The 11,072-nt window shown below is 68.7% G+C and carries 13 protein-coding genes and 1 pseudogene; 6 read left to right on the top strand and 8 right to left on the bottom strand.

Annotated features, from left to right (window positions below):
• The first annotated feature begins 64 nt into the window (after window positions 1-64).
• Complete coding sequence (locus ACZ607_RS34110; protein ID WP_469741595.1) at window positions 65-238, top strand: hypothetical protein; 174 nt, start codon at window positions 65-67, stop codon at window positions 236-238.
• A gap of 87 nt (window positions 239-325) precedes the next feature.
• Here ACZ607_RS34110 and ACZ607_RS34115 read toward each other — a convergent pair whose 3' ends face one another.
• Both ACZ607_RS34115 and ACZ607_RS34120 read right to left on the bottom strand, forming a co-directional pair.
• Complete coding sequence (locus ACZ607_RS34115) at window positions 326-787, bottom strand: helix-turn-helix domain-containing protein (protein ID WP_469741597.1); 462 nt, start codon at window positions 785-787, stop codon at window positions 326-328.
• The gene (locus ACZ607_RS34120) at window positions 765-1,040 is read right to left on the bottom strand and encodes a hypothetical protein (RefSeq protein WP_469741599.1); all 276 of its coding nucleotides are present in this window, start codon (window positions 1,038-1,040) and stop codon (window positions 765-767) included. Before ACZ607_RS34120 ends, ACZ607_RS34115 begins: the two co-directional genes overlap by 23 nt.
• Between ACZ607_RS34120 and ACZ607_RS34125 the strand changes: the two are divergent.
• Window positions 1,039-2,111, top strand: a pseudogene (locus ACZ607_RS34125) (response regulator). The gene ACZ607_RS34120 and the pseudogene ACZ607_RS34125 overlap by 2 nt on opposite strands.
• 51 nt (window positions 2,112-2,162) lie before the next feature.
• Here the strand turns inward: ACZ607_RS34125 and ACZ607_RS34130 are convergent.
• The 3 genes from ACZ607_RS34130 to ACZ607_RS34140 form a co-directional block, all read right to left on the bottom strand.
• Complete coding sequence (locus ACZ607_RS34130; RefSeq protein ID WP_469741601.1) at window positions 2,163-3,047, bottom strand: hypothetical protein; 885 nt, start codon at window positions 3,045-3,047, stop codon at window positions 2,163-2,165.
• Between the two features lie 454 nt (window positions 3,048-3,501).
• Entirely contained in the window at window positions 3,502-4,617 is a 1,116-nt protein-coding gene (locus ACZ607_RS34135) for a site-specific integrase (protein ID WP_469741603.1), read from the bottom strand.
• Complete coding sequence (locus ACZ607_RS34140; RefSeq protein WP_469741605.1) at window positions 4,614-5,459, bottom strand: hypothetical protein; 846 nt, start codon at window positions 5,457-5,459, stop codon at window positions 4,614-4,616. The genes ACZ607_RS34135 and ACZ607_RS34140 overlap by 4 nt, the downstream gene beginning before the upstream one ends.
• A gap of 234 nt (window positions 5,460-5,693) precedes the next feature.
• On the opposite strand from ACZ607_RS34140, the gene ACZ607_RS34145 reads away from it, so the two are divergent.
• The 4 genes from ACZ607_RS34145 (at window position 5,694) to ACZ607_RS34160 (ending at window position 8,859) form a co-directional block, all read left to right on the top strand.
• On the top strand, window positions 5,694-7,079 hold the full coding sequence (locus tag ACZ607_RS34145; protein ID WP_469741607.1) for a hypothetical protein: 1,386 nt from the start codon (window positions 5,694-5,696) through the stop codon (window positions 7,077-7,079).
• Window positions 7,080-7,346: 267 nt separating this feature from the next.
• The gene (locus ACZ607_RS34150; RefSeq protein WP_469741611.1) at window positions 7,347-7,652 is read left to right on the top strand and encodes a hypothetical protein; all 306 of its coding nucleotides are present in this window, start codon (window positions 7,347-7,349) and stop codon (window positions 7,650-7,652) included.
• A gap of 807 nt (window positions 7,653-8,459) precedes the next feature.
• Window positions 8,460-8,630: a hypothetical protein gene (locus ACZ607_RS34155; RefSeq protein WP_388206080.1), complete on the top strand. Its 171-nt coding sequence runs from the start codon at window positions 8,460-8,462 to the stop codon at window positions 8,628-8,630.
• Window positions 8,631-8,703: 73 nt separating this feature from the next.
• Complete coding sequence (locus ACZ607_RS34160; protein WP_469741614.1) at window positions 8,704-8,859, top strand: hypothetical protein; 156 nt, start codon at window positions 8,704-8,706, stop codon at window positions 8,857-8,859.
• Window positions 8,860-9,021: 162 nt separating this feature from the next.
• Here the strand turns inward: ACZ607_RS34160 and ACZ607_RS34165 are convergent, their stop codons facing one another.
• Genes ACZ607_RS34165 through ACZ607_RS34175 form a run of 3 tightly spaced genes read right to left on the bottom strand, consistent with a single transcriptional unit; the run spans window position 9,022 to window position 10,429 of the window.
• Window positions 9,022-9,945: a recombinase family protein gene (locus tag ACZ607_RS34165; RefSeq protein ID WP_469741616.1), complete on the bottom strand. Its 924-nt coding sequence runs from the start codon at window positions 9,943-9,945 to the stop codon at window positions 9,022-9,024.
• Window positions 9,942-10,298 carry a hypothetical protein gene (locus ACZ607_RS34170; RefSeq protein WP_469741618.1) on the bottom strand — a complete coding sequence of 119 codons (357 nt, stop codon included), beginning with the start codon at window positions 10,296-10,298 and terminating at the stop codon, window positions 9,942-9,944. Before ACZ607_RS34170 ends, ACZ607_RS34165 begins: the two co-directional genes overlap by 4 nt.
• Window positions 10,298-10,429, bottom strand: a complete 132-nt coding sequence (locus ACZ607_RS34175; RefSeq protein WP_469741621.1) for a hypothetical protein — start codon at window positions 10,427-10,429, stop codon at window positions 10,298-10,300. Before ACZ607_RS34175 ends, ACZ607_RS34170 begins: the two co-directional genes overlap by 1 nt.
• Window positions 10,430-11,072: the final 643 nt, after the last annotated feature.

Below are 11,072 nucleotides of genomic sequence, written 5' to 3' on the forward strand. Positions count from 1 at the left end.
GGACTTTTTCTCTCCGCACCGCCACCGCCCTACCCCCGCACGCCCTCAACTCAGGAGACACCCCGTGGACTACATCGCTCTGCTCGCCACCGCCGTACCGGTCGCGCTCGTCGTTGCGCTGCTCTGCTTCACCCTCATCAGCCTCGTCGCGCTCCTCAGGGCTCACCGGGGCGACGTCGTCGCCGTGCTGCGTACTCTGCCCGGTCTCGTGGCTGCGATGCTCCGTCGGAAGCCGTGACGCCCCCAGGGCGTAGCCCCCTGTCTCCTGCTCGATTCATCGGCCCCGTATGGAAGGGGCGTCTCTGTACGGATTGGCCCCGGACTCCTACCTCGGACACCAGCCGCAAACTACGCGGCGTGTCGCGGGAGGCGGCGTCAGTAACGGATCGCCCACTTCCTCGTACAGGGCCCGAAGCGCGGAACTCAGTTCGGCGCGGTCGCTTACGAGGCTTGGCACCGGTGCCGGCCGACCACCGGGCCTGCCGGACCGCGCCTGTTCGCGTCTGGCCCGCTTCCATAGCAAATGGGCGTCCTCGACGAGCATGTCGCATCCTCGGGCGTATGCCAGAACGACATTCAGTCCAGGAACCGTGTTGGCGGAAGCAGCCCGCTGCAAGGTCGTCGCATGCAGACCGGCGCGTACCGCCAGCTCCCGATAGGTCAGCCCCGCCGCCTTTCGGTAGGCCCGCAGCCACTCCACCAGGTCCCGGAGAGCGGTGTTGGCCGTCTCGATCTTCTTCTCGGTCCTCCCCATGAAGCCTCCCTCACGCAGCAGTGAGCGCAGCACGGAGGGCCACTCTGAGAGCCCGAAGGGAGAACCGGGTGCTCAGCGCGATGGTGCCTCCGGCGATGAGGCCAGCACCGGAGAGCAGCGTCAGGACGTCGGGGCTGGGCACCCCTGCGACGGCGACGAGCCCGGCCGTCAGGCCGACCACGACGATGATCACGATGGCTTCGCCGTCACCGGCCTGGCGACTGCGTTCTTTGACCGCCTGATCACGCCGGGATCCGGCGAGGCATGCGGGAAGGCACACGACCATGGGTGAACTGCGCCCCCTGGGGCGGGACCTGACGAAGGAGTCGAGGGCGCTCGCCGAGGTACTGCGCGAGCTGTTCGAGGGACTCGGAGTCTCGGTGCGCCGGTACTCAGCACGGCGCCAGCGCGACCCGGGAACGTTCTCCCGCTACCTCAACGGCACCCGGATGCCCCCTTGGTCGGCGATTATGAACATGCCGACGGATCTCGCCGGGCACCGCGGCACCACCGTTACCCCCGAGACCATCAAGCACGTGCGCGGCCTCTATGAGTCGGCGTTCGACGCCAACTCCTCACCCAAGCACGCGGCGCAGATCATCGAGCAGCAGCTGGCCGACGCGGACCACGTCTCGCGGCGCTCGAGCGTCCGCGGCGACGTCCTGCTGGACCGCAAGCACCGCATCGCCGACCTGGAGGTACGCCTCAACCAGATGGAGGCGACGCTCACCGCCGAGCGCGAGCGCGCTGGCCAGCTGGCAGCCGCCCACCCCGATGTATCCAAACTTCTGGGAGAACGCGACGTCCTGCGTCAGGAAGTGACCCGGCTGGGCAACGAGCTCCAGGAGGCGCGGGAGCAGCGGGCAGGTGCGGAGGCGCGCTGCGATCTGCTGGAGCGCCAGCTCGAAGCCGTCGAGCACCCGGCCCCGCTGCCGCAGCCGATGCCCATGCCCATGCCCAAGGTCCTCGTCGTGGACGACCAGCCCGACAACCTGCTCGTATGACTGCCGTGCTGGAGACGCTGGATCAGGAGCTCGTCACCGTCTCCTCCGGGCGTGACGCCCTGAAGGCGCTGCTCCACCATGACAACTTCGCCGTCATCATCATGGACGTGCAGATGCCCGGGATGGACGGCTACGAGACCGCCGCCCACATCAAGCGACGCCCCCGCAACCGGGACGTGCCGATCATCTTTCTCACCGCGATGGGCATCGACCCCGAGCACACCGCCCGCGGTTACGCCGCCGGCGCGGTCGACTACATCAGCAAGCCCTTCGACCCCTGGGCGCTGCGCGCCAAGGTCGCCGTCTTCACCGAGATCCACCTCGAACGACGCCTCAGCCATCCCTCGGCCTAGGCGGGGGATGGCAGTTCTTCCCGTCGGACCGTGTCCAGCCCGTCGGCCCCGTCAGCCTTCCGCGTCCAGAAATCCCTTGGGGAGGCGCACCACGCGCCGTCGGGGAGAAATGCTTGCCGTCTCGCTGAGGCGCTCCTTCTCCAGGAAGTGCACGTTGCGCAGGTGGAGCGCCTTGGCCTCGAAGTCCGTTTCGTTCACTGAACGACGCTTGGTGGTGATGAGCCTGGCGTCGGATAGTTCACGAAGGCCCTTGCTCCTGGTGTCCTCGCTGAGGGCGAAGCGCCTCTCCGCTTCACGAGGGCTGAACCAGAGGGGGTGCCCGCTGCCCAGCCCGCCGGCCTCGCTCAGCAGGGCAAGGAACATGGCTACGCCAGCCCCGGACAGGACGGAGATGTAGCCCTCCGTCCAGAAAGTCTTCGGAATCTGGACGTACCGGTGAAGTAGCGCCCCCAAGCCACTGGTGTCCTCCTCCTTCTCCTTCTTCGCGGCGGCACCAGGAGCGACCCATGGTGTCCCTTTCCCGTTCTCGTCGAGAACGGTCACCAGGTTGTTCCGTCCTCCCCTCGCAACCTCGATGAATCGATTTTCCTCAAGCCACGTGTGAGCGTCGCTGATCCGGCGTGCACCGGCCGACTTCGGGTCGCGGAGGTCCAACAGGCCAGCCCAGGCGCTGTGCCGGATGGCGAGTTGTCGGGCGCTGTCGTCCTTCTGCAGCCAGAGGTAACTCAGGTAGAGCTTGAGCCTGACCTGCCCGCCACGCCCGCCGCGCAGCATCCGTGCCAGTGGCGGTGCCTCGTCGGTGTGAAGGGCTCGCTCGATGAAGCTGATCCGAACCTGCGCGTTGCGCCTGCCCCCTCGCCCCGCGCTTTCCGCGATCTTCAGCGCTTGAGGCGAGGGGGCCTTGACGTCGACGCTGCCTGTTTCGTCCGTTCGCACCGGGTCCTCACAGTCCTGACAGTTAGGGTAAGTTCATTAAGTACTGTAGTGCCGGGCATAAACGAGCAGTACCTCCGCCACAAAGGTAGGTAGCGCATCAGGCAGAAGGCACACTCGCCAGGTTCAAGCGTAGGGGTGACTACGGGGGTCACGGGGCTCCCCCTAAAAGAAAGTTGGCGCTGACCGCACCGAGTGCTCTAGTCTCAGAGACAGGTCAGGCCGAGGCGGACCGCGGGGAGGGTCGTACCCCCATCTCCCGCGATCACAAAGGTGCATGACCGAGGATCAGTTCAGCAGTCCCTGCTCGTCGTCCCTAGGGAAGGTTTCGAGCAGAGATGTTGGGAGAGGGACCAGCGAGGTTGTGCACCCTCGTCCCTCCCCGCCGAGCAGATCCGCAGAGGGGGCCCGGGGGCGTACCCCGGGCCTCCTTCTATTTGGCGATCTGCATATCGCTTCAGGTGAGGCCGGCGGAGGCGTTGTCGTCCCAGCCGTCGTCGCGCTGCATGTAGATGAGCATGCTGCGGGAGTGGCGGGCCCAGCCGCCCTGGTCGGCGATGGCGATGGCGTCCTTGCCCTTGGCGCGGCTGACGGAGGCGAGACCGATGCGCAGGGAGTGGCCGGTCCACAGGACCGGCACCCGGGCCCGGTCGGAGATGCGCTTGATGGCGCGGGTGACGGAGTCGGGCCCCATGCCGCCGGTGATGTGGCCCCACCGGTCGATGCCCACGAAGGCGGGGGCATCGGGGCGGCTCCAGCGCGGTTCGGCCTCGGCCGCGAGCCGGGTGCGGTAGGCGGCCCAGGCGCGGACCGGGCAGATCTCTGGGTCGTCGGCGTAGCCAATCTTGGCGTTGCGCACGGAGTGCTTGGTCTTGCCGGTGAGGATGGCGACGACCAGGCCGCAAGGGTGCAGGGTGACGTCGCCCTCCAGGAGCCCGGCCGGGACCTGGGAGCGGGAGGCGTAGTGGAAGCCGGTGAGCGTGAGGGCCTTGTCCCGGGCGCCGGTGAGAGTGTCGGGGCAGGCGCGGGCGATGGCGCGCAGGCCGTCGACATCGGCGCCGACCGCCTGTCCGCGGCCGCGCCGCTCGCCGTTCTGTAGGAGCTTGACCGCCAAGCCCTCCAGAGCGGCCCGGGCCGCGGCCTGGTCTTCGCCGGAGACGGTCACGCCGCGCTGGCGCAGCCCGACGACGGCGGCCGCGAGGTGGGTGGAGGCGGAGTTGGGGGCGTAACCGTTGCCGGTCTGCTGGCCCTCGCGCAGCATCCACGTCACGAATGCCACCAGGGAGCCGCGGGTCGCCTCCAGTTCCGGTAGGTCGGTGGCGGCGCAGAAGCGTTCCCACACCCGCCAGCTCTTGCTGTAGGTGTCGGTGGTGTTGTCCGGGGTGATCTCGGCGGCGACCGCATCGGCCAGGTCCTCCGCCTCGGCCAGCCGTCGCGCGGCGTCGACGCCGTGCCGCTCCGCCCACCGCTCGATGAGCGTCTGCCGTTCGCTTGCCGTCGCCGGGGCCAGCCGGAGCGGCGAGCCGTCCGGCCCGACGGCGTCGACGATGGTCGTCTCCGTTACCGCGGTCACCAGGCTTCCTCCTCGTTCCCGGTGTAGCCGGAGCTCCAGCCGAGTTCGAATCCGATGCCCGGGCCGTGCTCGCCGGACCGCCTCTGCTGTTCCCGTATGTCGAAGGCGTCGTCCGGAACGAGGTCTTCGCCGTTCCAGTACCAGCGGGCCAGGCGGTCGGCGGCCCCGGCGAACCGGGTGCTCGTCGTGCTCACGCGGACGCTCATGCCGTGAAAGCCCGGCAGAGCGCCGATCTCCGCCTGCAGGGACTCCATCTCGGCCCGCGCCGACTTCACCCTCTCCTGCAGGTCGGCCACCGCTTCTGCCGGAGCAGCAGTTCGCGGCGGCGGCATCCAGCCCCGGGTGCCGACGATGACGCCGACGACGAGGTCACGGGTGACAGGCAGCTCTGACGTCTCCCCTTCCTCGAAGCACAGCCGCCACTCCCGCTCGTGCAGCCAGTCCGAGGAGCCCGGGTCGTAGCGGACCCGTCGGTTGCGCAGCGGCGTTGGCAGGTGCTGCGTCTGCTGCATCTCCTCGCGGGAGAGGTAGAGAACGGGCCGAGCACCGGCCTGGATGAGTTTCTGGCGGTCGAGCACCACGCCCCAGGGCTCGTACGGCCCGCGGCCGCCCACTCCGTCGCGGAGCATGACACGGCGGGCGGTCTCGGTGACCTCGCTGAAGCAGAGCACCGGGGCGTCGGCCCAGAAATCCCGCGCCCCGCGCAGCGCACCGCCGTGCAGGATGCTCACCATGCGTTCCTCGGCGCTGCCCCGGGCGAAGTCCGGCGGCTCGTCGCCCTGCCGCCGGGGGCGGCCGGTGAAGTGGACCAGCGTGTCCGGTAGGTCGGGGTGCATGCTCATGTCTGGGTTCCCTCCCCTTCCAACGCCCGGACTGACAGTTCATCCATGCCCTGTTTGTCGCATCGGATAAGGAAAGGTTATCCGACGCGATCCCTCCATTCGGCGACTTACAGACGCCTGTCCGGCAGGTTGGCCGGAAATGGCTGCACAACGAGGATTGCCACGCATGTACAAGGGGGTACGTTCAGTGCTGCACGAGGAATGCAGCACTCGAAGCAAATTGAGGAATCAGCCTTGAGTCACGTTCTCCCGCTCGCCAACGGACTGCGCACCGACCATCCGGTGCCGGGCCTGCCGTTCGTCGACGACTCCCACCTCCCCCTCGACGACGGCCCCGAGGCCATCGAGGCCATCGGCCGCAACAAGGCCGACGGGATGTGGGGCCGCTTCGACAACAACCGTGCCGACGGCGGCTGGCACGCCTTCACCACCGACCCGATGAAGCACTCCCTCGGCTGGGTGGTCCGCTTCCACCCCGAGCACGGCCGGACCGTGCTGCTGATGCGCGACGGCGACACCTCCTCCTGGCACACCCAGTGGACGCAGGACCAGCTGCTGTTCCGCGCCGGTGGCTACTGGTTCAACGGCACCACCTGGTACCGGCCCGGACAGGTCTGGAATCCGGTCGACCAGGCCCACGACCGTCGCAAGGCCCGCGCCGCCGTCACCGTCACCGCCGCCGACATGCTCGACGGCCGCGCCGACCCGGCCAAGGCGTACGTCGGCAAGGTGGCAACCTTCGAGGCGGACGCCGCCCGGCCGGACAACTGGCTCGACCACCTGGCGCTGTGGGCCGAGCGCCGCCGGGAGCAGGCCGGCGTGCTGGAGCTGGAGCGGTGCGTGGTCGATGTCTCCAGCCCGGAGCTGACCGGCTCGCAGCTGCTCGGCGCCCCGGAGATGGCCGAGCTGGGCGGCATCACCGCCTCGACGCTGCGCGCCTACATCTCGCGCGGCAACAGCGAGGTGCCGCTGCCGCAGGCCGTCGTCGGCGGCCGCGACCAGTGGGCGCGGGCGGTGGCCGAGGACTGGGCGGAGTCCCGTCAGCGTTCCTACGAAGGCGTCGGGGCCGCCATGTCCGCCGGCGACCGCGACAGCCTCTCGCCGGGCGCGGCCGAGGTGCGCGACCGGTTCGTCACCGACTTCCAGCACACGCTGTTCGACCGGCCCGACGTGCGCAAGCGGTGGGTGCTGCGCCAGCGGAACAAGGAGTCCGTCGCGGAGATCGCGGGCGAGCTCGCCTGGTCCGTCGCCGTCAGTCTGGAGCGCATCATTCCCACCGAGCACCTGGGACGGACCGTCCGGGCCGCGGTTCTCTACGACTGGCAGGACTCGCTCGACATGTTCGCCGACGACGAGGACGACCGCGTGGCGGGGAAGTGGTGGCACCTGAACCTGACCCCGGCGGTGGCCAAGATGCTCGACTGGTACGTCCGGCACTTCCCCGGCGAGGCGTACGGAACGATCGGGGAGATCCAGCAGCAGGCCCACACGAAGTGGGACGTGCCCGCTGCCGACGCGCTGCGCTCGCTGCGGTCGGCTCTCGACCTCGACGGCGAGCTGACCGAGCAGCAGCGCACGACGTACTTCGCGCTGCTCGAACCGCATGAGGACACCGACTGACCCGTCCTCGCCCGCCAGATGAAGGGGGCCGGAGCCAATGCCAGTGGCTCCGGCCCCCTTCGCGTGGACTGTAACCGCCGACCGGCCGATCTCCGCCCCGGCGAAGAGAGCCCATGAAACAGACAGCGGCCATCACGATCGCGCGGCTGGCTCGGCTACAACAGGGAGTAGACGAACGACGAGGGCCCCCAAGACCCGGGGGCCTCTTTCGAGCGATGTTCCAGCAACGTTCCCTCCGTAGTACAGACGGGGTCTTACGGTCGCCCCATGCCTTCCTCCGCAGACACAGCCCCGCCCGAGAAGATGACTCAGGAGGCCGCCACGGAAACGGTGCGGACGGGTGTCGCCGACGGCACTACCGTGCGGCGCCTCGCTCAGCTCACTGGGTGGTCGGTCGGGTGGGTCTCCGAGCTCGCCAGGGATTTCCGGGCCGAGGCCGGCCTGCCCGCGCAGCAGTCCCGTGACGAGCTGGACGCGCTGCAGGAGTGCATCGACTCACTGAGGGGCCTGGACGACGCCACCCGTCGCCGGATCCTGCGATACCTGAGCGACCGGTTCGACAGCACCGGCTGATTCCCGCAATCGCCCAGGTGCGGACGGCACCGCCCGCGCCTACGCAGCGCCCCGCCCCGCCCCGCCCCTATGATCAGCCGCGGGGCGGATCGGTCGGCGCCGTCCGGCCTTCGGCAGTTACGTGGATGCCGAGCTGCAGGAGCGGCTCAAGGTCTGGCGCGTGACCCACGACTTCGAGATCCAGGACGCCCTGGACGAAGCAAGGCGCTCCTGGCTGGACGAGCAGGCGAACAGCTCTGACCACACGAGAGAGCCCCACACCATCTGGTGTGGGGCTCTCTCGTGTGGTGAGTCCGCAGCAGTCCTTATGCGGCGACCCACTCGTGCGGGCCACCCCCGAGCCAGCGAACTGTGTCCGGGTCGTCGAGCAAGGCGTTGCCTTCGTTGAGGCCGGCTCTTCGTAGGAACTCGATGAGATCGCGGTCGCTGTAGGCGGTGCCCAAGATCTGGGTCCGGCCGCGAGTTCGTACCGACACCCTGCGGCCACCATCGGCGCTGAGCTGGTGAACAGTGACAGGCACGGTCATCTCTCCACCCTGCTCCTGGCTCGCGCTCGGTGCCACAACAGGGCGGGCTTGCGCGCCTAGGTCTCCGACTCCCTTGAATACGGCTGCACCACCTGCTGATCTACCTGCCCCGCCGCATGACCCACCGATTGTCTGGACGACGGTCTCAGCGGCCAGAACTCTGCCAGCCTGCACAGCAGTACCCACGATGCACCTCCCTCCCTTGTCCGGGACGGGAGGACTTTTCCCTCCGCACCGCCACCGCCCTACCCCCGCACGCCCTCAACCAGGAGATGCCCCCATGGACTACCTCGCCCTGCTCGCCGCTCTGCCGCTCGTGCTCGGAATCGCCCTGCTGTGCGCGACGCTCGTGTGCATCGTTGCGATCCTGCGGGCCCACCGCTCCGACGTCGTCGCTGTGCTGCGAGCCCTGCCCGGTCTCGTCGCAGCGCTGCTGCGCCGGCGGCCGTGACGAGGGAGGGCCTGAACCGTTTGTCATACCGCCCGGGGTTCATTGCTCCGGGCCCCCGAGACCGGAGGTCCCCATGGACACCAACACCCTCGCCGTTGCCGCCCTGGGCACCGCGTGCGTCACCGTCGTCTGCATCGTTGCGATCTGCCGGGCCGAGCGGTCGGACATCCCCGCCGTGATGTGCGCGCTGCCCGCTTTCGCCGTCGCCGTGCTGGCTCGGGAGGGGTGAGCCAGGCCATGGGCCGCAGCGGCAAGGCAGGAGACGTCCTGGACCAAGAGGTGCGGACCCGGACGGAGGAACAAGCCAGCTAGCCAGCAAGTTGGCAAGCTGACGAGCCACTCTGACCAGCAAAGAGCCCCGTACCGATCGGTGCGGGGCTCTGCTGTGCGGTCAGTCCGTGATCCGTACAGAGGTCACCCGGGCGGAGTGGATCCGGTGGGCCTTGCGGCCGGCTGGCGACTGCATGAGTCCTGCGGAGGACTGCTCGATCATCGATACGTGCACGGACAACGGAGCGGGCACCCGCACCGAGTACCCCTGGCCCCGGCGGATCGTCTGCCCGTCTTCGAGGAAGCGGTGGATCGTCTCGTCTCCGGAGTCCTGCAGGTGTTCGGCGACCAGTCCGGGGACGTCGACCACCACGGTCCGGTCGACGGCGGGCTCCTCCTCGCCGTCGACCGGACCGGGCTGGTCGACGTCCCCGGACTGGTGCTCGCTCACCTCGCGGGCTCCGGCGTCGTCGAGGATGCGCCGGATCGTCTTGGGCGATGTGCCGTACTGCCGGGCGAGTGCTTTCACGGCGGTGCCCTGCTCGGTGTACGCGGCAACGACGGCGGCGGCCTGGTCCTCCGTGAGCGCGGTCGGGCGCCCGAGGGTCTTGCCGGAGGCTGCTGCGGCGGCGACGCCCTCTTTGGTGTTCTCCGAGATCATGTCGCGCTGGAACTCCAGTACCGCGGCGAGCACGGAGACGACCATCTTGGTGCCGGCGTCGTCGGCCGCCAGGTCGATCCCGGAGAGAAGCCCGGATTCGACCTTGAGGTGCAGGCCGCGCCGGATGAGGACGGGGCGCAGTGCGATGACGTCGGCGACCGAACGGAAGAGCCGCGCGGCGTCGGCGATCCGGATGGTGTCGCCTACGGCGGCTTCATCGAGCAGCTGCTGGAAGCCCGTGCGGTGTAGCGACAGGAGGCGACTGGAGGTCGCCGGGTCGTCGTACACCGGCGCCCCAACTTTGATGAGGCGGGCGAGCGCGTGGCGCTGGCGGGCGTCGGTCTGCTTGTCGGTGGAGTGGCGCAGGTACACGCGGTCGGTCATGCGCCGGCCGCCATCGGCTCGTCGTCTGCCAGCTCGATCAGAGCGAGCACCGCGGCATGGCGATCCTCGTCGCTGCCCAGCGGCCGGCCGCGCTCGACTTCTCTCTGGTGGAGCAGGTGCTGACGCTCAGTCCAGTCGCGCAGGACGGCGCGGGCCTCGTCCGGTGTGGCGTCGATCGCGGCCGCAATCTCGGTCCAGGTGGCCCCGAGAAAAAGGGCCTCTCGGATGTCGCCCGCGCGGCGGGCGGTGAGGTCGCGCCGCATCGACTCCGACAGGGCGAGCACGGCCAGCACATCGCCAGCGTCACCACGCTCGACAGGGTCGGGGAAGTCCGCAGGCAGTGTCCTGTTCATCAGCGGTCGACATGGCCTGCGCGCTTCTCCACCTGCCAGGAGAGCGAGACCCGTCCGCCCGTGATCGTGCGGACGTCGTCGGGGTGGCGGACAGTGAGGTCGGTCCAGTGCTCGTGCGCGGGTGTGCCCATAAAGCCCCCTCAGTCGGCCGGGCCCGGTGGCGTCGGCGTCCACGAACACCTTAGAGGGGCGAAAAGGGGAGGCGCAATTACGGAACGGATCTCAATGGATCGGACGCCCGCTTTTGACCTGTTTGGGCGTTTCGGCGGATTGAATTGACCACTGGGGGCGGAGTCAACCGTTTTCGCCCCCATGGCCCATTGGACAACGGTCGCTGGGGCGTCGGCGCTGGCTGAGTGGCCGCCACGTAGGGACATGTGACGTGGGTCACCGGAGGGTCTCTGATGGCAAGTGGAAGGCCCAAGTCCGCCTTGGCCTGGGAAGAGGCCACTCATCGTGGCGTTCCGGCTCGCTGATTTTGGAGTGGTCCTTCTCAAAAGTCTTCGCTAGGGAGACGGGTAGTCGGCGGAGCGAAGGAGCAGAACAAATGAGCCTCTGGGTCAACGTCTTACGAGCCTGGAGGGTATTGCCGATGCTGAGTGCCTGATGACCTCAACTCTTTCGCAGGCAGCAGCAGACGGGTCGTCACCCATCGGCTCAATGCGAAGGGGTTTAGCTTGAGCTTCTCTGCCTATCAGTGATGGATCGCTGTTGCAGTCGAGATGCGCTGTGAGTCGGGTCGTCGGCCACCGGCCGGGTGGGTGGGTGTGGTGA

This window comes from Streptomyces sp. NPDC104381, assembly GCF_055583745.1.

Bases quoted from the DNA above. Each gene is read 5' to 3' on its own strand.
- ACZ607_RS34150 (WP_469741611.1), top strand. From the start codon at position 7,347: ATGCCTTCCTCCGCAGACACAGCCCCGCCCGAGAAGATGACTCAGGAG.
- ACZ607_RS34120 (WP_469741599.1), bottom strand. From the start codon at position 1,040: ATGGTCGTGTGCCTTCCCGCATGCCTCGCCGGATCCCGGCGTGATCAG.
- ACZ607_RS34155 (WP_388206080.1), top strand. From the start codon at position 8,460: ATGGACTACCTCGCCCTGCTCGCCGCTCTGCCGCTCGTGCTCGGAATC.
- ACZ607_RS34160 (WP_469741614.1), top strand. From the start codon at position 8,704: ATGGACACCAACACCCTCGCCGTTGCCGCCCTGGGCACCGCGTGCGTC.
- ACZ607_RS34140 (WP_469741605.1), bottom strand. From the start codon at position 5,459: ATGAGCATGCACCCCGACCTACCGGACACGCTGGTCCACTTCACCGGC.
- ACZ607_RS34170 (WP_469741618.1), bottom strand. From the start codon at position 10,298: ATGAACAGGACACTGCCTGCGGACTTCCCCGACCCTGTCGAGCGTGGT.
- ACZ607_RS34175 (WP_469741621.1), bottom strand. From the start codon at position 10,429: ATGGGCACACCCGCGCACGAGCACTGGACCGACCTCACTGTCCGCCAC.
- ACZ607_RS34165 (WP_469741616.1), bottom strand. From the start codon at position 9,945: ATGACCGACCGCGTGTACCTGCGCCACTCCACCGACAAGCAGACCGAC.